Source organism: Polynucleobacter yangtzensis (genome assembly GCF_001595965.1).
Lineage (GTDB): Bacteria > Pseudomonadota > Gammaproteobacteria > Burkholderiales > Burkholderiaceae > Polynucleobacter > Polynucleobacter yangtzensis.
The window spans coordinates 141,708-167,588 of sequence record NZ_LOJI01000022.1; the positions used below are offsets into that span (position 1 = coordinate 141,708).

Here is a 25,881-nt window from a genome sequence, read left to right on the forward strand (position 1 = left end):
TGAACTGACCTAATTTTTAGTGCCACTCCCAAAGAGAGGATTTTTGATAATCTTCACCTTAAAGGAGTACTAAATATGGCTAAAGGTCAGCGTCTTAAACCCGAGCAAATCGTCACCTTATTGCGTCAAATTGATGTATTAACCACGAATGGCAAAACCCTCGCCCAAGCTTGTAAAGAAGTGGGTACGGTTGAGCAAAGCTACTATCGTTGGCGCAAGATCTATGGTGGTATGAAGCTCGATCAAGCCAAGAAGTTTAAAGAACTTGAGCAAGAAAACACCCGACTTAAAAAGCTCGTAGCGGACTTATCGCTACGAGAGGTGATGCTCAAGGAAGTTATCAAGGGAAACTTCTAAGCCCTGCTAAACGCAAGACAGCCGCTCAGGTATTGATGCAAAAATACTCAACATCAGAGCGCTTAGCTTGTGAATTAGTAGGGCTCTCCAGAGCAGCGTATCGCTATATGCCACTTCCCAGAGATGATGAAGAGCCGCTACGAGCTGAAGTCATCCGGATGGCCGGCACCTACGGTAGATACGGTTATCGGTTTATTGCCAGCATGATGCGCAACGCTGGCTGGCGTCAGGCAACCACCGCCAAGGTGGCTCGCATTTGGCGGCAAGAAGGACTCAAGATCCCGCAAAAGCAGCCTCCTAGAGGCAGATTGTGGCTAAACGATGGTAGTTGCATGAGGCTTAGAGCAAGTTATCCCAACCATGTGTGGAGCTACGATTTTGTCTTTATCAGAGATGCTTATGGTGGCAAGATCCGCATGCTCACCATGATTGATGAGTTCACCAGGAAATGCTTAACGATCCACTGCGCCAGAAGGATTGGATCAATCCAAGTGATTGAACAGCTAGCCAACGCCATGATCGCCCACGGTATCCCAGAGTACATCCGTAGTGATAATGGCCCAGAATTTATTGCCAAGGAACTGCGTAGTTGGTTATCTGGCATGGGAGTCAAAACCGCTTACATCACCCCAGGATCTCCTTGGGAGAACGGCTTTTGTGAAAGCTTTAATGGCACCTTCAGAGATAACCTTTTGGATGGTGAGATCTTCTATAGCCTGAAAGAAGCCCAGATCATCGTCGGGGAATGGGTCAAGCACTATAACCATGTCAGGCCCCATAGTGCATTAGGTTACAGACCACCAGCACCGCAAGTACAAATACCCAAAATCATCCAGAATCAACCAATTTTGCTGCAATGATTTACTATAGAAAAACTCTCTCAAGTAGTGGACCTAAATTGACAGCAGTTCATCCCCAATCTCATCCACAAGACGTTTCATTACTGCTACCCGTTGTGAGCGAATCGAGTCTACGGAAAGAACGTTGACACCTATGATTCGAAGTTTTGAGCTGGGTTGAAATCGCCTCCCATTAGGATCCCGCTCTATAAAACCTTGGTCAACCAAGGTATTTAATAGCCTAAAAACAGTAGGCTTAGCCAACCTAGTGCTCGACGCTACGGCTTCTAAGGCAAGGGGAAATTCGGACTGGGAAACGGCTTCTAGTATGAGTAATACCTTTTCAGCCATGCTGGATTTGGCCGAATTTTCCAATTCTTTTGTGGTGGAGGTGATGCGGGCTAGTTTATCGAGCATTCAAGGATCATTTTTCGAATTATTTAAGCAAATTAAGTATTTTCCCTAGGATCATTTTATCTAATGATACTTTAAATTTCATTAAATGAAATAATTTATTATTTTATCGTAGGTTCAAGAAGTGGCTGGGTATCAACAATGGATGTATGCCTAACTCAAAAAGGAGACGTAATGTTTATTAAATATATAAAGCGTGTGGCAGTGGTCACAGCCTTATCCACGGCGTTATTTGGTGGTGGGGTGTTTGCCCAATCGGCGCCAGTGAAGATGAAAATTCAAACTGGTGTGCCATCAGCCAGTATTTATTTTGAACTCATGAAGAACTTTGGGGATCGTGTTGACAAGATGTCCAATGGCCGCATGAAAGTTGAGGTTCTACCAGACGGCGCCGTTGTTGGCGCCTTTGGTATCTTAGATGCAGTTGATAAGGGTGTTGTTGATGGTGGTTTTGCGTGGACTCATTATTGGTCTGGCAAAAATTCCGCGGCTGCGCTTTTTTCCAACCCCGCTTCTGGTTCTGGCGTTGGATTGGATCAAGTTTCACATATGGCTTGGCTAAAGAACGGTGGCGGCAATCAACTTTATGATCGTTTATTTACCGAGGTTCTTAAAACTAACATTAAGCCATTTATGATTCAGCCTATGGGTCCAGATCCATTTGGTTGGTTTAAAACCCCAATTAATTCAATTGCTGACATGAAGCCGATGAAATATCGTTCGCCTCCAGGATTGACTGCTGAAATTTTTAAAGAAATGGGGCTCACAACAGTTGCGATGCCTGGATCTGAGATTGTTCCCGCGGCGCAACGAGGCGTAATTGACGCTGCTGAATGGATTGGCCCAGCCGATGACATGATTTTGGGTTTTCAAAACGTGTTCAAGCATTATTATTTGCAAGGCTTGCATCAATCCACCGACGTTGCAGAACTTTTAATTAATAAAACTTTCTGGGATAAATTGCCTGCTGATCTTAAGGTAATTGTTGAAACTGCTGTTTCAGCGACAATTGCAGAAACTTATACATTCAACGTCTATCGCAATGCGATTGCACTGGAGAAGCTCAGGAAAGACCATGGGGTCACAGTGCATGACACCCCTAAAGAGTTTTTCACTGCCTTCCAAAAAGCAACTGCAGTGGTGTATGCACGTGAATCAGAGAAAAATCCTTTCTTCAAAGAGGTGCTTGAGTCTCAGAAGAAATTTGCTGGCATCGTTGTTCCATATTGGACCCAAATTAATGGTCTTTATTACAACATTGGTGCGACCGTAACGAGCACTAAAAAGAAGTAATTGAGGAACTTTATATCCATAGGGGGTGGGTTTCCGCCCCCCATTTTTTTGCTCTTGAATGGAATGGTGAATGTCTAAAGCAAATTTTGATTTGAATCTACTCTCAGGGCGGATCGATCGCGCCACCACAATTGTTGGAAATATTGTTGGGTGGATGATTATCCCGATGATATTGAGTTTGGCGTATGAGGTAGTGGCGCGATATGTTTTTGGGGCGCCTACTATCTGGGCTTATGACATGACGTTTATGCTCTATGGCGCTTTTTTTATGCTAGGCGCAAGCTACACATTGAAAATGGATGGGCATATTCGTACTGATATGTTCTATGACAATTGGTCGCCTCGGACTCAGGCCATAGTTGATTTAGTTTGCTATCTTTTTCTTTTTTATCCCTTTGTTCTTATTTTCACAATCGTAGGATGGGAATATTTTTATAAGGCTTTCATCACTAATGAGCGTTTTGTGTCGAGTCCTTGGATGAGTGTGACTTGGCCGTTTAAATTCACTTTGCCGTTAACTGGTTTTCTGCTTTCCATACAAGGGGTGTCTGAAGTGTGTAAATGTTTAGTGGCTATTCGTTCCAATAGCTGGCCATCCAAGTCGATTGAGGAGAGAGTGTAAATGGATCATCAAATTCTCGGCATTCTTGGTCTTGGTGTACTGCTTGTCGCTATATTTATCGGTTTCCCAATTGCTTTTACTTTAGGCGCGATTGGTATTGTTATGGGTTTTATTGCATTAGGTCCCGTAGTATTTGATCTCGCAATTTTGCAAACTTTATCCGTGATGCAGGATAGTGTTCTGGCCTCAATCCCTTTCTTTCTCTTTATGGGGTTCTTGCTGGAGCAATCTGGCATTATGGAGCGCCTCTTTAATGCTATTCAGCAACTTTTCTCTGGCGTTAGAGGTTCCTTATATTTGGCCGTAATTGTTACCGCTACTATTTTTGCTGCAGCGACAGGCATCGTTGGCTCATCAGTTGTTTTGCTGGGCGTTATGGCGGCTCCTTCAATGATTAAAAGTGGCTATGACACGCGCATGTCGGCTGGAGCAATTACCGCGGGGGGGACGCTTGGCATTTTGATTCCGCCCTCCGTGATGTTAATCGTGATGGGCCCTGTAGTCGGCATCCCAGCAACGGATCTCTTTGCTGCGGCTGTAATCCCTGGCTTGTTATTGGCTTTTTTATTTGGTGCTTGGTGCATGATTCGTTGTTGGATTAATCCAGCCTTGGGCCCTGCGCTTCCAGTTGAGTTGCGAGCAAAATCGCTCAAGCCGGTGGTAGTCGACTTAATCATTGGTATCGCCCCAGTGATGGTTGTTTTATTTGCCACCTTAGGCGTAATTCTTGCTGGGATTGCAACTCCGACAGATGCTGGTGCAGTAGGATGTGTGGCAACCTTTGCGCTTGTTTTGTTGTCTGGAAGAATGACTTTTAGCAAAGTTAAAAACTGTGTCATGCAGTCGCTAGGTGTTTCAAGCATGATTTTGCTTTTAGTAACCACGTCAAATTTATTTGGCGCTGTGTTCTCAAGGTTAGGAAGTGCAGACCTGATTGCAAACTTTTTAGCTTCTTTGCCTTTGCCGCCAATGGCGATGTTAATTCTAATTTTGGTCTTGATTTTTTTACTTGGTTGGCCATTGGAGTGGGTGCCTATTGTTTTAATTGTGGTGCCTATTTTCTTGCCAATTATCAAAGCTGCTGGAATTGACTTAATTTGGTTTAGTACTTTGGTGGCCGTGACTCTTCAGACGGCTTGGCTATCCCCTCCTGTTGCTTTATCTGCCTATTTCTTAAAAGGGGTAGCGCCTTCTTGGAAGATTACGGATATTTATGCGGGCATGTCGCAATTTATGGTGCTTCAAATTATTGGGGTGATTTTGTTGTTATTATTTCCTCAACTAGCGACTTGGCTACCATCTGTAAGCTAGCTTAAAACATGAGACTGGTTGATTGTTGGGTCTGCAAAGACGATCAACCAGTCATTTCGCTTATATATGAATAACTATAAGCATATGAAATATATATTCTTCTCTGATCTAAAGAAACCTACTATTCTGTGACCCTAACCTAGGGTGTTTTGCCCTAAGTGTTGCGATAAGGGGGCATATGGATTATCAAGTTAAGGAGTTGATCTCGGCTATTGACGCTACTTCTGGTATTACTAGTCAGCAATTTGTAGTTCAGCCTGAAGAGTCATCTGAGCAGAATCAACCTTGCCAGATATATGAAGTGTATTTTCAAATAGAGGACTAAAGCCTTTTACAAAGCCCTGCCCACTATTTGATTGGGTCCCTTAAATTTTTGAATGTTGCGCCTAGCTTTATTTTTCTACAAAAGCGCGTTCAAATACGTAGTCGCCAAGCTGGCCAAGGCTTGGGGAGACCTTAAAGCCTTTGACATCCAGCATTTCAGAGGTTTCTTTGAGCATCGATGGGCTACCGCAAATCATGGCCCTGTCAACCGCTGGGTCTAATGGAGGAAGGCCAATATCTTTAAATAGCTGACCAGATTCAATGGCGGTTGTGAGACGTCCAGTATGTTTAAAAGCTTCTCTGGTCACAGTTGGGTAGTAGATCAGTTTTTCACGAATGAGCTCGCCAAGGTACTCATCTTTAGTAAGCTCATTCTTAATATAGTCACCATATGCTAATTCGCTTACCAGGCGAACGCCATGAATTAAGATCACTTTCTCAAACTTCTCGTAGGTATCTGGGTCGCGAATAATGCTCATGAATGGCGCAAGACCGGTGCCCGTGCTGAAGAGATAGAGATGTTTGCCTGGGTTTAAATCATCTATAACTAATGTGCCTACGGATTTCTCGCTAACGAGAATAGAATCTCCCACTTGTATCTTTTGCAAACGTGAGGTGAGCGGCCCATCTTGAACCTTGATGCTTAAAAATTCGAGGTGCTCTTCATAGTTTGGGCTGGCAACACTGTAGGCTCTCACCAAAGGTTTGCCTTCTACCTCGAGGCCGATCATCAGGAAATGACCGCTACGAAAGCGCAGGCCTTTATTGCGGGTAGTGGTAAAGCTAAAGAGTGTGTCGTTCCAGTGGTGAACAGTCAAAACGGTTTCGGTGTTGTAGGTGGCCATAAAAGCTTAATTTGATTATCTAAAACCTTGATTATCCTCAATCTTGAGGTGATTCAGGTGCTATCCTGGGTCTGTAGACTAATTAACTTCTCATAAGTTACCTACTTTTACTTATAAGGACCCTAGTTTGGGTCTTGGGAGGTAACTCGGTATCATCAAGGGGTAAGTGGCGCCAATACCAGTTGACCTTTAATTACACTATATTTTCTTATGGCAATTCTGACTGTTAATGCAGGTTCTTCATCTCTCAAGTTTTCAATCTATCCGACTAAGCAAGGATCTGTGCTGCCATCCGTCCTCTCTGGTAGTTTTGAGGGGTTAGAGCCGGGTGGAAAAACAGAACTTCGCTATGCCTATCAGGGGGTAGAGCATGCAGAGCATTTTGAGGATGTAGGTCAGGATCCGTTTATTGCAGCTTTGATGCACCTCAAAGAGCTATTGCTTGAAATTAAAGGATTGCCGCCAATTAGAGCAGTCTCTCATCGTATTGTTCATGGAGGCTCAGAGTTTTTTCGGCCGACCGTCTCTACTGATGCGGTTCTAGAAAAATTATCTGCCATAAGTGCGCTGGCACCATTGCATCAGCCTCACAGCCTGGATGGTGTGAAAGCCTTTTCTCAAGTCTTCCCTGGCATTCCTCAGGTGCTGTGTTTTGATACGGCCTTTCATAAAACCATGAGTTCCCTTGAAACTTCTTTGGCTTTGCCTAAAGAGATTACCGATCAAGGTGTGCGACGCTATGGTTTTCATGGCATCTCTTATCAGTACATCACTGGTGAGTTAAATGAGAACTCCAAAAGAGCGAAAGATAAAGTGCTGATGGCTCATCTGGGTAATGGGGCTAGTTTGTGTGCCGCAATTGATGGAAAAAGTATTGCCACAACAATGGGTTTCTCCGCCTTAGATGGCTTAATGATGGGCACGCGTAGCGGTTCGTTGGATGCTGGTGTGTTGATGTATTTGGTGGAGCGTGGTTATACCCATGATCAATTGCAAGATCTACTCTATAGAAAGAGTGGTCTCCTTGGGGTGTCAACAATATCAGCAGATATGCGCAAGTTGAGAAGTGATTCCAATCCCTTAGCTAAAGAAGCTATTGAACTCTTTATTTACAAAATTGTGCGTGAAGCCGGAGCTATGATTGCTTGTCTTGGCGGCCTCGATTTAATTTCATTTAGCGGCGGCATTGGCGAGCATGATCCTGCTTTGAGGTCTGCGGTATGTAAAAAATTTGCTTGGCTTGGTGTTGATCTGGACGAAAAGTTGAATCAGGAGGCTACCAAAACCCTAACTTTAAAAATTAGCACACCACAAAGTCGTATCGAGGTTTGGGTTGTTCCAACTGACGAAGGTGTAATGACGGCGCAAGAGGCTCTTAACTTGCTGCGCTCTTAGTGTTTTAGTCAAACTCTTTGATAACCAAGGACTGAACAGGTAAATAAAAAAAGCGGGGTTATTACCCCGCATTTTCTTTGAAGAGAAATTTACTCTTCTTCGCGACGTAAGTGCGGAAAGAGAATCACATCACGAATATTCGGAGCATCAGTCAACAGCATGACTAGGCGATCGATACCTATACCGCAGCCGCCAGTTGGAGGCATGCCATATTCGAGGGCGCGAATGAAGTCATGATCGAAGTACATAGCCTCTTCATCACCAGCTTCTTTTTGCTCAACTTGTTTGCGGAAGCGATTAGCTTGATCTTCTGCATCGTTTAACTCTGAGAAGCCATTAGCGATTTCACGTCCGGTAATAAAGAGTTCAAAGCGCTCGGTAATACCGGGGCGCGTATCGGATTCCCGGGCAAGGGGGCTTACCTCGATTGGGTAGTCGATGATGTAGGTTGGCTCCCAGAGGTGTGACTCAGCAACCAATTCAAACAAGGCTAGCTGAAGGGCGCCAAGACCAGCGTTCTTGAGAGTAGGGGAATCTGGATTCTCACCACCTTTTTTCAGCTCAGCACGAATAAATGCGGCATCTTCTAATTGCGCGGGTTCATAGCTCTTGTTGGATTGGCCGCAATACTTAAGGATGGCTTCGGTAATGGTTAAGCGCTGGAATGGCTTGCTCAAATCGAGTTCGCGACCTTGGTGGGTCAGAACGGCAGTGCCTTGCGCATCCATCGCGGCAGCACGAATTAAACTCTCCGTGAAATCCATCAACCAACGGTAATCCGTGTAGGCTGCATAGAATTCCATCATCGTGAATTCTGGATTGTGACGTGGGCTCACACCTTCATTACGGAAGTTGCGGTTAATTTCAAAGACGCGTTCAAAGCCGCCAACCACTAAACGCTTTAAATACAGCTCAGGTGCAATACGCAAGAACATCTGCATATCCAATGCATTGTGGTGCGTAATAAATGGCTTTGCTGTAGCACCACCAGGAATCGGGTGGAGCATTGGTGTTTCGACTTCCATGAAGTCTGCATCCAACATATGGCGACGTAAGGAGGCGATCGTATTGCTACGCGCTCTGAAAGTATTGCGGCTCTCTGGGTTCACAATTAAGTCAACATAGCGCTGGCGATATTTGGTCTCTAAATCAGAGAGGCCGTGGAATTTATCTGGCAGTGGGCGCAGAGATTTGCTTAGGAGACGTAGATTGCTGCACTCAACTGAGAGTTCGCCTTTATTGGTCTTGAATAAATTGCCTTCAGCAGAGATAAAGTCGCCCATATCCCAGTGTTTAAATGCGCCATGGATATCGGCGCCACTGATTTCATCATTGATGTAGAACTGAATCTGACCGCTGCGATCTTGAATGGTGGCAAAGCTTGCTTTACCCATTACGCGCTTGAGTACCATGCGACCGGCAACTTTGACATGCACCTTTTTGGCAGCCAACTCTTCTTTTGTGAGGCTGTCGTAGTGAGTATGAAGATCTGCAGCTAAGTGCGTCGGCACGAAGTCGTTTGGAAATGCCACTCCGCCTTCGCGTAATTTGGCTAATTTCTCACGGCGCTCAGCAATGATGTGATTTTCATCAACAGCTTCAGTAGCTGAAGCTGGGTTCGTGTTGGAGTTCGCTTGATCGTTCATATGGAATATTGATAACTGGAATAGAGGTAATAAATCAGACGCCTTGCTTCAGGCTGGCTTCAATAAAGGCATCAAGATCACCATCTAATACTTTTTGTGTATTGGAGATCTCAACGTTGGTACGCAAGTCTTTAATGCGACTTTGATCCAGTACATAGGAGCGGATTTGATGACCCCAGCCCACATCGGTTTTGCTGGCCTCAAGCTTGTCCTGCTCAGCGCGACGCTTTTGCATCTCGTGCTCATATAAACGGGACTTCAACATCGTCATCGCTTCAGCTCTATTGCGGTGCTGGCTTCGGTCGTTCTGACATTGCACTACGATGCCGGTCGGAAGGTGGGTTAAACGAACGGCAGAGTCGGTCTTGTTGATGTGCTGGCCACCCGCACCAGAGGCGCGATAGGTATCAGTACGAATATCTGCTGGATTGACATCAATCTCAATCGAGTCATCAATTTCTGGATACACATAGATAGAGGCAAATGATGTGTGACGACCATTGGATGAATCGAATGGTGATTTGCGCACTAGGCGATGTACACCAGTTTCTGAGCGGAGATGACCATAAGCATATTCACCATCGACTTTGATGGTTGCGCTTTTAATGCCTGCAACATCGCCATCAGACTCTTCAAGAATTTCAGTTTTGTAGCCTTTGCGTTCACAATACTTGAGGTATTGGCGATAGAGCATGCTAGCCCAGTCACAAGCTTCGGTACCACCAGCGCCAGCTTGAATATCGATAAAGCAATTGCAAGAATCCATCTCATTGTGGAACATGCGACGGAACTCAAGGTCGCCAATAATCTTGCTATAGCTCTCAACATCTTTCTCAATGGCAGCGATCGTTTCAAAATCGCTTTCCTCTTTAGCCATATCAAATAGCTCAAGAGCGCTAGTGATATTGGTATTGAGATCGGTAAGAGTGGCAACTACGCCATCGAGCAATTTCTTTTCTTTGCCCAGCGCTTGTGCTTTCTTTTGATCATCCCAAATCGTGGGATCTTCCAGTATTGAATTGACTTCGGTAAGGCGACGTGACTTTACGTCGAAGTCAAAGATACCCCCGAAGAGCTTGCTCACGGGTGAGCAGATCGGACAAGGTATTCGAAATAATATTTAGTTGTTCAGCTTCCATCCCCTAATTATAAGGGGGTTATTGCACTGAACCCTTAGGTGTTGGCCGCCTCGTCATGGGCTTCAATCATCAGCTGTACGCGGGCTTGGCCTTGATAGCGGTCGGTGACCAAGCGATAAGCTAACCTGGCTTTGGCAGGCAGGCTTTGCGTGCGGTTAAACCAAACTGCTGTTAATGGTTTGGAGCTTGCTCCAGCCCCCAGAGGCTTCACCATTAAGCGAAGATGTTTTTCTTTCATGAGGCTTTGCTGGGAAATCTCAAATTCCCCGAAGAAAACGGGTTGAGGGAAGCCTTGGCCCCAGATCTCCTCAGCCAAAAGATCCCCAATTTCAGGGGTAAATTCAGAAGGATCTAAACCACCATCATGTGCATGGCGGCGCTCGAGTAATTCATCTGTGAGTAGTTCTGATGCAACCTGCTGAAAGCAGGTATCGAATTTCTCAAAATCATCTTTGCGAATAGTTAATCCGGCAGCCATTGCATGACCACCAAATTTCAAAATCAGCCCAGGCTCGCGTTTCGAAACTAAATCTAGAGCATCTCTTAAATGAAATCCTGTCAGCGAACGACCCGATCCTCGTAATTCTTCTCCGGTATTGCCATCAGCTGGTGCAAACACAATTGCAGGACGATTAAAACGTTCTTTCAGGCGTGAAGCAACAATGCCTACAACGCCTTGATGCCATTCTGGATTCCATAGGCAAATACTATTGCGCTCAGACATGGTCCCAGAAAGCTGATCTTCGGCTAGATGGGAGAGTGCAGTTTCTTGCATGCCTGATTCAATCACGCGGCGTTCGCGATTGATGCGATCAAGCTCGTGCGCTAGCGTCATTGCTTCATCGGCATTATCGGTGAGAAGCAAGCGGATGCCTAAGGTCATATCTGCCAGACGACCAGCCGCATTGAGTCTGGGGCCGATAGCAAAGCCCAAGTCAAAGGTATTGGCCTTGCGTGGATCACGTGTAGCCGCCTGAAATAGCGCTTGAATTCCTGGCTGCGATATTCCTGCGCGAATGCGTTTCAAGCCATTAGAAACCAACACTCGATTGTTGCGATCGAGTTGCGCAACGTCTGCGACTGTTCCTAATGCAACTAGGTCTAAAAGGTTCTCTACCTTAGGTTGGGTTTCATTTGTAAATTTTCCACGCTTACGAAGTTCAGCACGAAGGGCAACTAATAAATAAAACATCACACCAACACCGGCGAGCGCTTTACTTGGAAAAGTGCAGTCCGGTTGGTTAGGATTGACGATTGCCAGTGCTTTGGGTAAATGATCTCCAGGTAGGTGGTGATCAGTCACAATTACTTCCATTCCAAGTTCGCGAGCACGATCTACCCCTGCTTCACTAGCAATGCCGTTATCTACAGTGATGAGATATTTGGGTTTAGGGGTTTGCTGTGCTGCTAATTCCACTACTTCAGGGGTCAAGCCGTATCCCATCGTAAAGCGATTGGGCACCAGAAATTGAATTGGAGTGTCTGGTCCGCCTAGCATGCGTAAGCCCCGTAGACCAACAGCGCAGGCAGTAGCCCCATCGCAGTCGTAATCAGCAACAATGAGCATTGGCTCTTTATTCTCAAGGATGTCTGCAAGCAAAGTGGCGGTGCTAATGCAATTCTTAAGCTCAACCGGCGAAATGAGCTGCTTTAAGTCCAGGGAGAGCTCTTCAGGAGACTGCAGACCGCGTGCAGCATAGAGCCTAGCTAACAATGGGTGCAAGCCACTCTGCGCCAACCAGGTTGCAGTACGTTCTGAAAATGGGCGTTGAGAGAATAGACTCATACAAAACTCATGCGTTAATCATCACTGAATGATTTCTTTCCAGGTCAGAGGTTCTGACTTTTTCCAGAAAGCCCAAGATTTTTTATAAAGATCTTTGATTGTAAGAATGCGCTCACGAACTTTCCCATTTGGAAAGTCAATCAGAGCCACTTCATCGATTTGTTTTTTTATTAGTGCAGCACTGATTTGTGGCCATGCCAATTGAGGTTGCTCAAGCCAAGCAAACGCACCAACTAGATTATGCTCATTGAAAGTAACTTCGTATGGGAGGTCCAAAAGCCTTGCTAAGCCAGCCAGTATGGGGTGTTGGCCAATAAGGCATTGAGATTTTTCTAGTGCTTCTGGCGCTTGAACATCATTAAGTTTGCCAATACCACTAATCCAGAGCGAGTTAATGCTGGGTATGCCGCGTTGTTCGCGCTCTTCATTTACTGGATCTATATGCCAGAGCATCTGAATTTCGTTTTGGAGTTTGCGCCAACGTTTAGCTATACCCTCTTCGTGAGTATCGCGCGGCATCCACCAATCAATATTGCGTCCATGGGCTTGATCAACGCTATAACTGGCAAGACTAGAAAACGGTCCTGCAGGAATGAACCAATAGCGCTGGTTTTGGAAAAGAATGGAGTTCTGAAAATCCTCTTCTATCAACGGGAGTGCTGCGTTGAGAAGCTGGACGGATTCTTCTGCCGTCAGATCAATCTGGTTTTGTCCCATCAATATGAGATGGTCTCGTGTGGCGTGTAGATGAACTGGTTGTAAACATGCAATGACTTCAGCTGGATTGACTACTTGCTTTGATTGCCCAAGCAGTAATACAGGGGCAAGTGGCATCGCCTCTCCGAGCAAAAAGCGCTCATGGGGCAGACCCTGTCTTGGACCTTCCTTGCTTTCAGGCTCGTCCAGGACGTCTTCCCCTGAAAGTAGCAGGGTGAAACGGCGAAGTTGGCCTGGGGTGGGGTTGGAAATAGCTGTCATTCCCCTGATTTTAGGTGGCATTTGAGTATTCCATCAGTTTGCCCGCGCGATTCACTAAACTGTGGCTATGTTAAGACTTCCTATAGAGCTAGAAATTGGCCTGCGCTACACCCGATCCAAGCGTCGCAAGACGGTGGGCAAGCGCGATGGTTTCCTATCTTTTATCTCCGGAATCTCTACTGCAGGTATTGCTTTGGGGGTGGCTTCACTGATCGTAGTTCTCTCTGTCATGAATGGCTTTCAGAAAGAAGTACGAGATCGTATGCTTTCAGTTCTATCCCACGTGGAGATTACCGCGCCTGATGGCTTGGCAAATTGGGAGCCGCTGGCGCTTAAAGTGGCGGCTCAACCCCATGTAGTTGGTGTAGCGCCCATGGTGAGCTCTCAGGGGCTTCTTAGTCGTGAGAGCATGATGCGCGGTGTAGCGATTCGCGGCATCTTGCCAAGCGAAGAAGGCAAAGTATCTGACTTGCCAAAACAATTTGTTGCAGGCAGCATTGATGATTTAAAGCCAGGAAGTTTCGGTGTTGCTTTAGGCGCACAGCTGGCAGCAATTGTTGGCGCACACGTTGGCGATCGCATTAATTTAATTGTTCCTGAGAGTGATTTAACTCCAGCCGGTGCCATGCCTCGTATGCGCACACTTCAGGTGGTGGGCATTGTGGATAGTGGTCATTATGAATATGACAGTTCCTTAGCCATCATGCATTGGAAGGATGCTGCTGCCTTATTGCGGCTTCGTGATCCATCCGGCTTGCGTGTCAAAGTCGATGATATGCAGCGTGCGCCAGAGGTTGCTAATGAGTTGGCAGCTATCGTGCCCCAAGCTCTCTGGGTGACTGATTGGTCAAGATCAAATCGCAACTGGTTTGCCGCAGTTCAAACCGAAAAGAAAATGATGTTCATTATCCTAACGTTGATTATTGCTGTTGCGGCGTTTAATTTGGTGTCTACCTTGGTGATGACGGTGAACGAGAAGCAGGCTGACATTGCCATTCTGAGAACAATGGGCGCTAGCCCTGGACTTATTCAGAGAATATTTTTAATTCAGGGATTATCGATTGGTTTGTTGGGATCTTTAGCTGGAGTTGGTTTGGGTTTATTAATTGCACTCAATATTGATGTCATCGTTCCAGTCATTGAGGCAATCTTCCGAGTGCAATTTTTGCCACGTGAGGTGTACTTCATTAGCGAGCTACCTTCTGATGTCAGAGCTAGTGATGTACTAACTGTTGGCTTGATGGCTTTTGGCCTATCTGTATTGGCAACTCTATATCCAAGCCGCAGAGCGGCTAAGGTTCAGCCAGCGGAGGCTTTACGTTATGAGTAATGTAGAGAACTTAGTACTCAAAGCCAGAGGCCTGGCTAAGACTTATGGTCAAGGGCCTACTGCGGTTGAGGTTCTTAAAGCAATCGATTTGGATGTCGCGCCTTCAGAAAAGCTTGCCATTGTTGGATCCTCAGGTTCTGGCAAGAGCACTTTGTTGCATCTTTTGGGCGGTTTGGATAATCCAAGCTCCGGTTCAGTGGTTTTGGCTGGCTCTATTTTGAATAACTTATCAGTGAAGAAATTGGATCAGCTGCGCAATCACAGTTTGGGCTTCATTTACCAGTTCCATCACCTCTTAGATGAATTTAGCGCTGCTGAGAACGTTGCATTACCGCTGCGTATCCGCGGTTTAAGTAATGATGAGTCAATGGATCGCGCCAGCAAAATGCTCAAAGCGGTTGGCTTATCAGCTCGTGAGCTTCATACCCCAGGTGAGCTATCGGGTGGAGAGCGTCAGCGTGTTGCTGTAGCTCGCGCCTTAGTTGGTAATCCAGTTTGTGTTCTGGCAGATGAACCTACCGGTAACCTAGATACTGAGACTGCCGATGGCGTATTTGATTTGATGTTAAATATTGCTCGCGACCAAGGTACTGCCTTTGTAATCGTGACTCATGACCCTATACGCGCTAAACGTTGCGATCGGATTTTGCATTTAGAGCGTGGAGTATTAAAGCCATTCTCGGTTTGAGTAGATATCCCATGTGGATCGATACCCATTGCCATCTAGATGCTCCCGAGTTTGCGGACTCATTATCCGCAGTTATCCATGCTGCCCAAGAAAAAAACGTTAAAGCAATACTACTGCCTGCTGTGAAGGTGGCCGACTGTGCCCACGTAAAAGAATTGGCACATCAATATAGCGAAGAGATTCCTGGGTTGGTTTACACCCTTGGAATTCATCCTTTGTATACGAATCAAGCTCAAGAGAGCGATATCACTACGCTTGAGCAGCGTATTGTTGAATCTCTTTCTGATCCCCGCTTTGTGGGTGTAGGTGAAATTGGTTTGGATTATTTTGTCGAGGATCTGGATCCTCATAAGCAGGAATTCTTTTTCAATGCGCAATTGGATTTAGCGCAGAAGTATCAATTACCCGTAATCCTGCATGTACGTCGCTCACAGGATGCAATCCTAAAAGCTTTGCGCCGCCGCAATATCACCGGTGGTATTGCCCATGCTTTTAATGGCAGCTTCCAGCAGGCCGAACAATTTATTGAGCTTGGGTTTAAGTTAGGCTTTGGTGGCGCTGCTACCTATGAGCGTGCCCTACAAATTCGAAGGCTCTTAAAAGAGTTACCGCTAGATAGCATCGTGACTGAAACAGATTCTCCTGATATTCCGCCTGCATGGCTTAGGGAAGAAGGCATTGCCTTTAATGAACCGGCTTTTGTTGAGAGAATTGCAAAAGAATTGGCATCGATTCGAGATATTAATGATGCTGATTTTGCTTCTACGGTTTGGAGCAATGCGATGCATGTATTGCCACGCTGGTCAGCTCTCTGCGCTGATCTACCCAATCTCAATCTAGCCTCTTAATTCATTGCGTTTAGCTATTACGGCGTTTATCGCCGGGGGATCGCTCCTTCTCTTTTTGTCGCAAGTTCCGGAATATTGGGCGTTCGCCTGCATCGTATTCAGTGCTCTATGTTTGTTGGTAATTTACTTTATTCATCAATCCACGCTGATGAAAAAGATTGCAATCATTGGTTTGCTATTTGTAATGGGGTTTGCATGGAATGCTCGATATGCTGAAAACCGTTTGGAAAATATTCTTGCAATAGAGTTGGAGGGCAAAGAGTTAAATCTTGAGGGAAGGGTAGCGGCATTACCGCAAAGCAATTCGTCGGGGGCAAAGTTTGCTTTTGAGGTTGACAGAGCTACTTTGGGCAAAAAAGTTCTTGATCAATTTCCAAGAAGAATCTATTTAAGTTGGCAGCCCGCCTGGAGAAATCCTCAGGAAATTCCGGACATCATTCCTGGGCAGCGCTGGAAGTTCAAGTCTAAGTTAAAGCGTCCTTATGGTTCTCTTAATCCCTATACCTTTGATTTTGAGCGCTGGTCCTTTCATCAAGACTTTGGCGCAAGTGGCTCAGTGAGGGCGGGAGAGTTATCACTAGATAAAGACATCGCTTGGACTGAGATTGAGTTGCGTATGGAGCTGATGCGTTGGCACTTGCGTAAAAAGATACGTTCTATGCTTCCGGATGATGCAAGGTATGCAGGTGTACTCATTGCTTTAGTGATGGGCGATCAAAATGCAATTAATCAGGATGACTGGCAAGTGTTCAATGCAACTGGTATTGGTCATCTCATTTCCATATCAGGATTACATGTCACGATGTTGGCTGGCGTTGGCGCCTCTTTTGCGGCCTTCGTTTGGCGTCGACGTACTTGGCCCCTGATTGCGCCGGTCAGCAAGGTTGCAGCAATCTCTGGATTTATCACGGCATTTGTTTATGCATGGTTAGCTGGCTTTCAGATACCGGCGCAAAGAACGATGTATATGGTTGGTGTTGTAGCGTTTGCTTTATGGACCGGCAGAAATCCTCGATCGTTTGATATCTGGTGGTGGGCCTTGGCTTTTGTGCTGCTTATTGATCCTATGGCTCCTTATACCCCAGGCTTTTGGCTATCTTTTGGTGCGGTAGCAGCCATCTTGTATGCCATGGGTGATTCGTCTGGTTTGCTAGGTATTCCAACAGGGAAGGAGTTGCAAGTTCATTGGACTCTTAGTGTGGCTCAAGCATTGCGTGAAGCATGTCGTGTACAGGCTGTTGTCACTCTGGCACTGTTGCCATTTACTTTGTATTGGTTTTATCAAGTTTCCGTTGTTTCGCCGCTAGCAAATGCTTTTGCCATACCCTTGGTAAGTTATATCGTGACGCCGTTGGCAATCATCGGAGCAATACTCCCGGAATTCATTGGGCGCTGGTTAATGTGGCCCGCTCATGCAGCTATGGAATGTTTGGCAATTGCCCTGGAATGGATGGCGAATTGGAGTTGGTCTGTAGTTTGGTCAAGGCAGCCGGAGTGGTGGCTGTTGCTGTCCTCCGGAGTGGGCATTGTGTATGCGATCCGTCCAGGCAAGATTATGGATACATGGAAGCGAAGATTATTAGGCATCGTTTTTTCCGTGCCATTATTTATTTCACCCTTCCAATTATTGAGTGCATCTCGTATTTCTCAAGGAGAATTTAGAGTAAGTGTTTTAGATATCGGCCAGGGCACTGCAGTACTCATTGAAACTAAGAATAGAAGGCTGCTATACGACACTGGCCCCATTCAAGGAAAAAAAGATGATGCTGGTCAGAGAATTATCTTGCCATATTTGCGTGGCAGAGGGGTGGATCGCATTGATCGCATGGTGATTAGTCATAGCGATAGCGATCATGTGGGCGGTGCTGCAACACTACTAAAACATATTCAGTTTGATTCCATGATGGGATCTTTGCCTAGCAATAACTCCCTGTTACAAAATTTGCAGCAGAGAAGGATTCCCAATATCCCTTGTCGCTATGGACAGCGCTGGATGTGGGATGGTGTTGAATTCTTCATCTGGCATCCCGATGAAACAACGGTATTTTCCAATCAACATCCTAGAAAGCCCAATGAGATGAGCTGTGTACTAGAGGTGCGCAATACACAAAGCTCGCTTTGGTTAACGGGCGATGTAGAGAAACAGGGTGAAGCAAAAATTACAGAGCGGCTAGATGCAGACATGCTTAAAGAAATTGGCGCAAGGGAGTTGATATTTATGGCGCCCCATCATGGCAGCAAAACATCTTCTTCATTGGCGCTTCTGAAACGATTAGATCCCGATCAAGCATTTGCACAAAATGGTTATCGAAATCGATATGGGCATCCGCATCCGGATGTGACAGCGCGTTACAGAGGTTTAGATATTCCTTTTTATCAAACTCCAGAAACAGGATTTCAGACTTGGTTATTTAAAAATAATGCTAAGTCTTCGACACATTTTTGGAGGCATGATATAAAACGACTATGGCATCGCTAGATGTGGAATTGAATAAAGGATTTGCATATGAACAAGCTACTCGCCTTATCTTCTTTAGCTGTTGCTGTAACAGTTGGCTGTGCCGGCGCAAATGTGCGCCCACTAGTGGATATGAAGGGTGTCAATGAGGCGGCATATGAAAAGGATTTAAGTGAATGTCAGGCTTATGCACAACAACAGTCGGGCATGGGCGAGACAGCCGCTAAGGGTGCTGGTGCTGGCGCTGTTGTGGGCGGCCTATTAGGTCTTGTGACAGGTGGCAACAAGACTGGCATTGTTCAGGCAGCTGGTGCTGGCGCAGTAATTGGGGGAGCGGGTGGCGCCTTCTCTGGTAACCAAGCTCAGGAAGCCGTTGTAAAGAGATGTTTAAGTGGGCGTGGTTACAAGGTTTTGAACTAAACCTAGCCCCAAATAGCCCAAAAGCCCGAGAAATCGGGCTTTTTTATTGCCAAGAAAAGCAAAAAGCCCTTAAAAATTAAGGGCTTAGTACGTAATTCTTGGTTGCGGGGGCAGGATTTGAACCTACGACCTTCGGGTTATGAGCCCGACGAGCTGCCAGACTGCTCCACCCCGCGTCTGAAGCTGAAATTCTACCATTTTTTGGGGGGCACTGTCGAGGTATTCCTGCAAATAAGGCATAAATAAGCGGTTTTTGAGTGCAAATTCTGGATTTAACGCATCTCTAGAAGGAGTAACATATTGCCACGCAACATCACCTTAAGGTTATGAGATGTCAATTAGTAATCCAGAGTTCTCAAGCTCAACACTTCTAAATCCAGTAGAGGTAAGTGGACCTGAGGGCGAGCATAAAAAAAGTCTTGGCGTAATGATGCTTGCGGCTATCGGTGTTGTGTTTGGCGACATTGGAACTAGCCCCCTATACGCACTTAAAGAATGTTTTGATCCACATCACGGCATTGCTTACACACCAGAAGCGCTGTTTGGCGTGATCTCCATGATGATCTGGGCGTTGATCTTGGTTGTGACAGTAAAGTATGTCTTGTTTGTGATGCGTGCGGATAACAAGGGTGAGGGTGGCGTTCTCTCATTGATGGCGCTAGCTTTGCGTTCATTTGATAGCAAGTCCAAAAGTTACTTCTTTTTTATGATCATGGGCATGCTTGGCGCATGCATGCTTCTCGGTGAGTCTGTGATTACCCCTGCAATTTCTGTTTTATCAGCAGTTGAGGGTATTGAGATCGCAACACCAGGCTTGCATAAATTCATCATTCCCATTTCATTGATTATTTTGGTGGCCTTGTTCCTGATTCAGAAATATGGAACCGCTGCAGTAGGTAAATTATTTGGCCCCATCACCTTAGCTTGGTTTCTGACATTGGCTGCTTTAGGCGCCTGGAACATTGGCGATGCGCCGCAAATCATCGCTGCTATTAATCCTTTATACGCTGTTAATTTTGTGATGTTGCACCCTACGACTGCTTACATCGTAATGGGCGCGGTGGTATTGGTTGTGACGGGTGTTGAAGCCCTCTACTTAGATATGGGTCATTTCGGACGCTCTCCTGTTAGATATGCGTGGCTGCTAGTTGTATTGCCTAGTTTGTTGATTAATTATCTTGGGCAAGGTGCATTGGTTCTCTCTGATCCTGAAGCAATTAAAAATCCGTTCTACTTAATGGTTCCAGAGTGGGCTCTTTGGCCTGTGGTTGGCTTGGCAACAGCTGCTACTGTAATTGCATCTCAGGCAGTGATTTCAGGGGCATATTCATTAGTGAGCCAAGCTATTTTGTTGGGCTTTATGCCGCGCATGAATATTCTTCATACCTCTGATTCTGAGCAGGGGCAAATTTATATTCCCCTAGTAAATTGGGCTTTGTTATTTATGGTGGTCGTTACCATCATCGAGTTTAGAGAGTCTGTAAATTTAGCTGCTGCATATGGTATTTCAGTCACCTCTACCATGTTGATCACCACGATATTGTTGGCTGTTGTGATGTTCCGTGAATGGAAAATGAATTTCATATTAGTAGCCCTCATCACCGCTGCATTCTTCGTTGTTGATTTTGCTTTCTGGACTGCTAATCTCATTAAGCTAAAAGATGGCGGTTGGTATCCTTTAGCCTTGGGCTTGCTCTGCTTCACCTGTTTGATTACTTGGTATCGTGGACGTCAAATATTGCGTAAGCGTGCCATGGAAGAGGGTATCCAATTAAGTAGCTTTATCGGAGCCTTGTTGCAACACCCTCCGCACCGTGTTGAAGGTACAGCAGTCTTCCTAACTGCCCACGTAGACTATTTGCCAGTCTCTTTCTTGCATAACCTGAAGCACAACCATGTGCTGCATGAAAGAGTGTTTTTCTTGAAAGTGAGTATTTGGGACGTGCCTTACGTAAACGATAAGGATCGCATTACCTTGAAGGATCTCGGCGGAAATATTTTTGTTGTGCGAGCTATTTACGGCTTTAAAGAAACGCCAGATATGGGAACTATCATTCAGTTGATTGAAACTCATTTCGACATGAAGTTTGACATGATGAACACCTCATTCTTCCTGTCTCGCGATACTATTGTTCCATCGGCAATTCCTGGTATGGCAATGTGGCGCGAGAAGTTGTTCTGCTGGATGTATCAAAATGCAGGACGTCAATCGAACTTCTTTAAGATTCCTGCGAACCGTTTAGTTGAGTTGGGTGCAAAGGTCGAGATTTGAGAAAGAATCTTTTGCTCCAATCAAAGATATTTATTTCAATATTTTTGTTGTCTACTGCATTGAGTGGTGTTGTATTAGCCACCCCTGCAGAAGAGGCTGAGCTCGAGCAGTTGGATAGAATTGAGCAAGAGCTGGAGCTCCAGCGCGAGTGGGCAAAGTATCGCTGGGGCAAAGCTTCATCTGAGTGCTATCAAAACTACTGGGTTAACTCTTGTTTAAAAGATGCTCGAGCTCTATATCGAAAAGAGATTGACCCCATTCGCCAGCAAGAAGTAGCTTTGCATGAAGTCCAGCGCAAGTTGCGCGAAAGCATTAAGAATCAGGAGGACATAAAGCGTGCTGCTGAGAGGGCATCTCCAAAAAAAGCCGCTGAGCGCGCTGCTAACCAAGCCGAATTCGAGCAAAAGCAAAAAGATGCTGCCGCTCGAGCGGCCGATTTAGAGCAACGTCGTAAAGACGCACCTAAGCGTGCGCAAGAAAATAAAGCGGGCACTCAGCTCGATTAATGTTTTACTAAATTCAATTTCATTAGGTAACTCTTGGCTAAAGTCAAAACGGTTTATATCTGTCAGTCTTGTGGTGGCACTTCTGCCAAGTGGCAAGGTCAGTGCCCATCTTGTCAGGCCTGGAATACCTTGGAAGAAGGTCTTCCAGAAACCACCTCTAATGCTCGATTTCAGGGGCTGGCGCAATCCTTGCCAAGACAAAAGCTCTCTGCCATTACTGCGGAAGATTTGCCAAGATTTAGTACGGGTGTAGAAGAGTTTGATCGCGTGCTGGGTGGCGGCTTAGTTCCAGGCGGCGTAGTGCTCTTGGGTGGTGATCCTGGTATCGGTAAATCAACTTTGTTGCTGCAGGCACTTGCAGAGATGAGTGCTGCTGGTATGAATGTGCTCTATAGCAGCGGCGAAGAATCAGCTGCCCAGATTGCTTTACGTGCAAAACGTATTGCGTTAGATGCCCCACAGTTGGAAGTCTTGGCTGAAATTCAGTTGGAGAAACTGATTTCCATTATGGATACCGTGAAGCCACAGGTATTGGTAGTGGACTCTATTCAGACTTTGTACTCAGAAGTACTGAGTTCAGCTCCTGGTTCTGTTGCGCAAGTTCGTGAGTGTGCAGCGCAACTCACTCGAGCTGCAAAATCGAGTGGTATCTGCGTCTTAATGGTCGGTCATGTGACTAAGGATGGTCATCTCGCTGGTCCTAGAGTTCTAGAGCATATCGTTGACACCGTTTTGTATTTCGAGGGTGATACTCACTCATCTTTCCGTTTGGTGCGCTCCATTAAGAATCGTTTTGGCGCTGTCAATGAGTTAGGCGTATTTGCTATGACAGAAAAGGGTTTGCGTGGTGTAACCAATCCTTCGGCGATCTTTTTGTCACAGCATGAGCAAATGGTTCCTGGTGCTTGCGTGCTAGTAACGCAAGAGGGTAGTAGACCCTTATTGGTGGAGATCCAGGCCTTAGTGGATACGGCGCATGTACCTAATCCCCGCCGATTAGCTGTTGGCTTGGAGCAGGCTCGCTTAGCCATGCTCTTGGCTGTGTTGCATCGTCATGCTGGTGTTGCTTGCTTTGACCAAGACGTTTTCTTAAATGCGGTGGGTGGCGTCAAGATCTCTGAGCCTGCCGCAGACTTAGCTGTTCTGCTTGCCATTCAATCATCGATTCGTAACCGCGCATTACCAAAAGAATTGATTGTCTTCGGTGAAGTTGGTTTGGCGGGTGAGATTCGCCCATGTCCTCGTGGTCAAGAGCGTTTGAAAGAAGCTGCTAAGTTAGGCTTCACTGTAGCCATCATTCCAAAAGCCAATATGCCTAAGACAAAGATTCCAGGGCTGAAGGTAATTCCAGTTGAGCGAATTGATCAGGCAATCGCAGCGGCAGCAGAGTTGAGTTAACTCTGCTGTCTTAACGTAAGTCTTCTGCTTGAATCAATAAGACTTGCTCTTCCCCTGCTGATACTTCCATCCAGATTGCCGGAATTTGCGGGAAAGCCTTTTTGAAGTTCTCGTACTCATTGCCAATTTCAAGCAAGATGGCGCCACGCTCTGATAAATAATCTGGTGCTGAAGCAAGAATGCGTCTAATGATGTCCATGCCATCATTGCCACCGGCTAGAGCAATCTCTGGCTCAGCATGATATTCGGCTGGAAGCGCATTCATAGAGGCTGCATTCACATAGGGTGGATTGCAAATAATGAGATCGAAGAGATTGTCTTCATTGGGCTCAGGCAACGCATCCCACAAGTCACCATTTAATAGCTCCACTTGGGAGTTCAGACTATGGCGATCAACGTTACGCGCCGCAACTGAGAGTGCGGGCATGCTGATATCGCAGGCGCTTACATGAATATCTGGACAAGATAAAGCCAAGAGGATTGCGAGTGAGCCATTACCGGTGCAAAGGTCTAGCGCTTTGCCATCAGCTGGCAACCAAGGCTCTAGTGAACCATCGACGATGAGCTCAGCAATCCAGGAGCGCGGCACTATGCTTTGCTCGCTACAAAAGAATGGCACACCCATGAGCCATGCTTCGCCTAGGATGTAGGCCAATGGCTTGCGTGTAGAAATTCTGGTATCAGCAACAGCGGATGCTTTTTGCTGTTGATCTTCAGAGATAGCGTCGTCTAAACGATCAAGCGCCTCTGCTGGACTCAGATCAAGTTGTTTGCTCACAATCCACAAGGCCTCGCTTTGTGCATCGATAGCGCCATGGCCGTAATGCAATTTACCTGATTCGAGTTTTTGTGCAATCTGATTGATGCACTGGTTCACAGTAAGGTGTTGCTGAGACTCAGGGTCCATGATGGAAGGTTCTTTGGGAGAAAAGGGGTGCGCAGTTAAGCGATCAAGCGATAAGCTGTTCGAGTGTCTTGCGATAGATGTTTTTGAGTGGTACTACGTCATCCACAATCACACACTCATCGATCTTGTGGCTTGTAGCATTCAGAGGTCCGAATTCCACAACTTCTTTACAGATCTTGGCGATAAAACGACCATCACTTGTGCCGCCTGTAGTTGAAAGTTCTGTTTCAACATTAGTTTCTTCTTTGATGGCTTTGCGTAATGCACCAGCCAAGTCGCCATCATCAGTAATGAATGGGCTACCACCTAATACCCAATCTATTTCAAACTCAAGGCCTGCGTCTTTTAGGATCTTCTCTAGGCGCTCACGCAATTGCTCTGGCTTACTTTCAGTAGAGAAGCGGAAGTTAAAGTCGATAACAAGTTCACCGGGGATGACATTGTTTGCGCCAGTACCAGCATGCACATTGGAGATCTGAAAGCTCGTAGGCTGGAAGTATTTATTACCTTTGTCCCACTCGGTTTCCACTAATGCAGAAATTGCGGGCGCAGAAAGGTGAATAGGGTTCTTGCCCAAATGAGGATAAGCAATATGCGCTTGAATACCTTTTACCTTGAGCTTGCCTGATAGAGAGCCGCGACGACCGTTCTTAATCATGTCGCCGAGCTGATCGACTGAAGTGGGTTCGCCAATTACGCAGTAGTCCAAACGTTGACCATGTTTTTGTAAACGTTCGCACATGATGACGGTGCCATCATTGGCGGGCCCTTCTTCATCGCTGGTGATTAAGAAGGCGATAGAGCCTTGATGGTCGGGATGCGAAATAACAAATTCCTCAGTTGCCACTACAAAACCAGCGAGAGAGGTTTTCATATCTGCCGCCCCACGCCCGTAGAGCATGCCGTCACGAATCGTTGGCGTAAATGGGTCGCTTGTCCACTTCTCTAGTGGACCTGTAGGTACTACATCAGTGTGACCAGCAAACATCAAGACTTTGCCTTGATCTCCAGCTTTACCTTTTTTGATCGCCCACAAATTCGTTACTTGAAAATTTTCAGGACCACTCACCACGCTCTCAGTGTGAAAGCCGATGGCTTGAAGACGCTTTGCAATTAAATCTTGGCAGCCACCATCAGCCGGTGTTACGGAGTGGCAGGCGATGAGAGCTTCGGTGAGCTCTAGTGTGGCGCTCATATATTAGACTTAATCGCGAAGTAATTCGTTGATGGCAGTCTTAGCTCGCGTCTGAGCATCAACCTTCTTCACAATGATGGCTGCATACAGGCTGTATTTGCCACATGCGGATGGGAGGGAGCCTGGAACTACGACTGAACCTGCTGGTACGCGACCGTAGTGCACTTCACCAGTTTCACGGTCGTAGATCTTTGTGCTTTGACCGATATAGACGCCCATGGATAAAACAGCGTTTTCTTCGATCACGACACCTTCAACAACCTCGGAGCGGGCGCCGATAAAGCAGTTATCTTCAATAATCACTGGGCCTGCTTGAATTGGCTCGAGAACGCCGCCAATACCAACACCGCCAGAAAGGTGAACGTTTTTACCGATTTGGGCGCAAGAACCTACGGTCGCCCAGGTATCAACCATGGTGCCTTCACCTACATAAGCGCCAATATTGACGTAAGAGGGCATTAAAACAGCGTTTTTGCCGATAAATGAGCCGCGGCGGGCTACGGCAGGGGGTACCACTCGGAAGCCACCAGCAGCAAAGTCAGCTGCTGTGTAGTTTTCAAACTTGCTTGGAACCTTGTCATAGAACTGGGTAAAGCCGCCAGCACTCATGGGTTTGTTGTCTTCTAGGCGGAAAGAGAGCAAAACAGCCTTCTTAACCCACTGGTTAACTTCCCATTTGCCTACGTCACGGCGCTCAGCCACACGAATAGTGCCGGCATTTAGGCCTTCTAGGACCGCATTTACGGCATTACGGACATCCCCAGGGGCGCTATCTGGAGATAGGTTTGCGCGGTTTTCCCAGGCTTGTTCAATGATGTTTTGTGGTGATTGGCTCATGCTTTTTAGTTAACTATCAGATTGTTAAGGGATTTTGTCCCTGAGGGTAGATTTATCATTATATAGATGGGGC

The 25,881-nt window shown here is 46.2% G+C and carries 23 protein-coding genes and 1 tRNA gene; 14 read left to right on the top strand and 10 right to left on the bottom strand.

The window, feature by feature from the left end; genetic code table 11:
• Positions 1-75 precede the first annotated feature (75 nt).
• A protein-coding gene (locus JaK3_RS06525; RefSeq protein ID WP_150114210.1) for an IS3 family transposase occupies positions 76-1,217 on the top strand; the annotation gives its coding sequence in 2 pieces (ribosomal slippage) (positions 76-340 and positions 340-1,217; 1,143 coding nt in all).
• Between the two features lie 33 nt (positions 1,218-1,250).
• Here JaK3_RS06525 and JaK3_RS06530 read toward each other — a convergent pair.
• Positions 1,251-1,613, bottom strand: a complete 363-nt coding sequence (locus JaK3_RS06530; protein WP_068322424.1) for a helix-turn-helix domain-containing protein — start codon at positions 1,611-1,613, stop codon at positions 1,251-1,253.
• 171 nt (positions 1,614-1,784) lie between these two features.
• Between JaK3_RS06530 and JaK3_RS06535 the strand changes: the two genes are divergently transcribed.
• The 4 genes from JaK3_RS06535 to JaK3_RS10675 all read left to right on the top strand — a co-directional run bounded on the left by JaK3_RS06535 (position 1,785) and on the right by JaK3_RS10675 (position 5,161).
• A complete protein-coding gene (locus tag JaK3_RS06535; protein WP_068322427.1) occupies positions 1,785-2,903 on the top strand; it encodes a TRAP transporter substrate-binding protein in 1,119 nt (372 codons plus the stop codon).
• 70 nt (positions 2,904-2,973) lie between these two features.
• On the top strand, positions 2,974-3,525 hold the full coding sequence (locus tag JaK3_RS06540; protein WP_068322429.1) for a TRAP transporter small permease subunit: 552 nt from the start codon (positions 2,974-2,976) through the stop codon (positions 3,523-3,525).
• Complete coding sequence (locus JaK3_RS06545; protein ID WP_068322432.1) at positions 3,526-4,836, top strand: TRAP transporter large permease; 1,311 nt, start codon at positions 3,526-3,528, stop codon at positions 4,834-4,836. It begins immediately after the preceding gene.
• Positions 4,837-5,014: 178 nt separating this feature from the next.
• Complete coding sequence (locus tag JaK3_RS10675) at positions 5,015-5,161, top strand: hypothetical protein (RefSeq protein ID WP_161484702.1); 147 nt, start codon at positions 5,015-5,017, stop codon at positions 5,159-5,161.
• A gap of 67 nt (positions 5,162-5,228) precedes the next feature.
• Here JaK3_RS10675 and JaK3_RS06550 read toward each other — a convergent pair whose 3' ends face one another.
• On the bottom strand, positions 5,229-6,005 hold the full coding sequence (locus JaK3_RS06550) for a ferredoxin--NADP reductase (RefSeq protein WP_068322434.1): 777 nt from the start codon (positions 6,003-6,005) through the stop codon (positions 5,229-5,231).
• 210 nt (positions 6,006-6,215) lie between these two features.
• Between JaK3_RS06550 and JaK3_RS06555 the strand changes: the two genes are divergently transcribed.
• Complete coding sequence (locus JaK3_RS06555; protein WP_068322437.1) at positions 6,216-7,400, top strand: acetate/propionate family kinase; 1,185 nt, start codon at positions 6,216-6,218, stop codon at positions 7,398-7,400.
• A gap of 89 nt (positions 7,401-7,489) precedes the next feature.
• On the opposite strand, the gene lysS is transcribed toward JaK3_RS06555, so the two are convergent.
• The 4 genes from lysS to JaK3_RS06575 all read right to left on the bottom strand — a co-directional run bounded on the left by lysS (position 7,490) and on the right by JaK3_RS06575 (position 12,970).
• Positions 7,490-9,046, bottom strand: a complete 1,557-nt coding sequence (gene lysS, locus JaK3_RS06560) for a lysine--tRNA ligase (protein WP_068322440.1) — start codon at positions 9,044-9,046, stop codon at positions 7,490-7,492.
• 34 nt (positions 9,047-9,080) lie between these two features.
• Positions 9,081-10,185 (bottom strand): peptide chain release factor 2 gene (prfB, locus tag JaK3_RS06565; protein WP_150114222.1). Its coding sequence is split into 2 segments (ribosomal slippage): positions 9,081-10,103 and positions 10,105-10,185, totalling 1,104 coding nucleotides; the frame shifts between segments, so codons are not numbered across the junction.
• A 34-nt stretch (positions 10,186-10,219) separates the two neighbouring features.
• Entirely contained in the window at positions 10,220-11,971 is a 1,752-nt protein-coding gene (gene recJ, locus JaK3_RS06570) for a single-stranded-DNA-specific exonuclease RecJ (protein ID WP_068322443.1), read from the bottom strand.
• A 21-nt stretch (positions 11,972-11,992) separates the two neighbouring features.
• A complete protein-coding gene (locus JaK3_RS06575; RefSeq protein WP_068322447.1) occupies positions 11,993-12,970 on the bottom strand; it encodes a hypothetical protein in 978 nt (325 codons plus the stop codon).
• 46 nt (positions 12,971-13,016) lie between these two features.
• Here JaK3_RS06575 and JaK3_RS06580 point away from each other — a divergent pair, with 46 nt between their 5' ends.
• From JaK3_RS06580 to JaK3_RS06600, 5 genes are read left to right on the top strand one after another with little or no spacing between them, the layout of a single operon-like run.
• Positions 13,017-14,279 (top strand): lipoprotein-releasing ABC transporter permease subunit, encoded by a 1,263-nt coding sequence (locus JaK3_RS06580; RefSeq protein WP_068322450.1) that lies wholly within the window; start codon positions 13,017-13,019, stop codon positions 14,277-14,279.
• On the top strand, positions 14,272-14,967 hold the full coding sequence (locus JaK3_RS06585) for an ABC transporter ATP-binding protein (protein WP_068322453.1): 696 nt from the start codon (positions 14,272-14,274) through the stop codon (positions 14,965-14,967). The genes JaK3_RS06580 and JaK3_RS06585 overlap by 8 nt, the downstream gene beginning before the upstream one ends.
• Positions 14,968-14,978: 11 nt before the next feature.
• The gene (locus tag JaK3_RS06590; RefSeq protein WP_068322456.1) at positions 14,979-15,815 is read left to right on the top strand and encodes a TatD family hydrolase; all 837 of its coding nucleotides are present in this window, start codon (positions 14,979-14,981) and stop codon (positions 15,813-15,815) included.
• 55 nt (positions 15,816-15,870) lie between these two features.
• Positions 15,871-18,294: a DNA internalization-related competence protein ComEC/Rec2 gene (locus JaK3_RS06595; RefSeq protein ID WP_161484703.1), complete on the top strand. Its 2,424-nt coding sequence runs from the start codon at positions 15,871-15,873 to the stop codon at positions 18,292-18,294.
• Positions 18,295-18,321: 27 nt separating this feature from the next.
• On the top strand, positions 18,322-18,693 hold the full coding sequence (locus JaK3_RS06600) for a hypothetical protein (RefSeq protein ID WP_068322459.1): 372 nt from the start codon (positions 18,322-18,324) through the stop codon (positions 18,691-18,693).
• 99 nt (positions 18,694-18,792) lie between these two features.
• On the opposite strand, the gene JaK3_RS06605 is transcribed toward JaK3_RS06600, so the two are convergent.
• Positions 18,793-18,869, bottom strand: a tRNA-Met gene (locus tag JaK3_RS06605).
• A 251-nt stretch (positions 18,870-19,120) separates the two neighbouring features.
• Between JaK3_RS06605 and JaK3_RS06610 the strand changes: the two genes are divergently transcribed.
• From JaK3_RS06610 to radA, 3 genes are read left to right on the top strand one after another with little or no spacing between them, the layout of a single operon-like run.
• On the top strand, positions 19,121-20,965 hold the full coding sequence (locus JaK3_RS06610; RefSeq protein WP_068322562.1) for a potassium transporter Kup: 1,845 nt from the start codon (positions 19,121-19,123) through the stop codon (positions 20,963-20,965).
• Between the two features lie 11 nt (positions 20,966-20,976).
• Positions 20,977-21,471, top strand: coding sequence for a hypothetical protein (locus tag JaK3_RS06615; protein ID WP_240480904.1), 495 nt, complete (start codon positions 20,977-20,979; stop codon positions 21,469-21,471).
• A 33-nt stretch (positions 21,472-21,504) separates the two neighbouring features.
• The gene (gene radA / locus JaK3_RS06620) at positions 21,505-22,869 is read left to right on the top strand and encodes a DNA repair protein RadA (RefSeq protein ID WP_068322465.1); all 1,365 of its coding nucleotides are present in this window, start codon (positions 21,505-21,507) and stop codon (positions 22,867-22,869) included.
• A 10-nt stretch (positions 22,870-22,879) separates the two neighbouring features.
• On the opposite strand, the gene prmB is transcribed toward radA, so the two are convergent.
• From prmB to dapD, 3 genes are read right to left on the bottom strand one after another with little or no spacing between them, the layout of a single operon-like run.
• Positions 22,880-23,776: a 50S ribosomal protein L3 N(5)-glutamine methyltransferase gene (prmB, locus tag JaK3_RS06625; RefSeq protein ID WP_068322468.1), complete on the bottom strand. Its 897-nt coding sequence runs from the start codon at positions 23,774-23,776 to the stop codon at positions 22,880-22,882.
• Positions 23,777-23,819: 43 nt separating this feature from the next.
• Complete coding sequence (gene dapE / locus JaK3_RS06630) at positions 23,820-24,971, bottom strand: succinyl-diaminopimelate desuccinylase (protein ID WP_068322471.1); 1,152 nt, start codon at positions 24,969-24,971, stop codon at positions 23,820-23,822.
• 9 nt (positions 24,972-24,980) lie between these two features.
• Positions 24,981-25,808, bottom strand: a complete 828-nt coding sequence (gene dapD / locus JaK3_RS06635; protein ID WP_068322474.1) for a 2,3,4,5-tetrahydropyridine-2,6-dicarboxylate N-succinyltransferase — start codon at positions 25,806-25,808, stop codon at positions 24,981-24,983.
• Positions 25,809-25,881 lie beyond the last annotated feature (73 nt).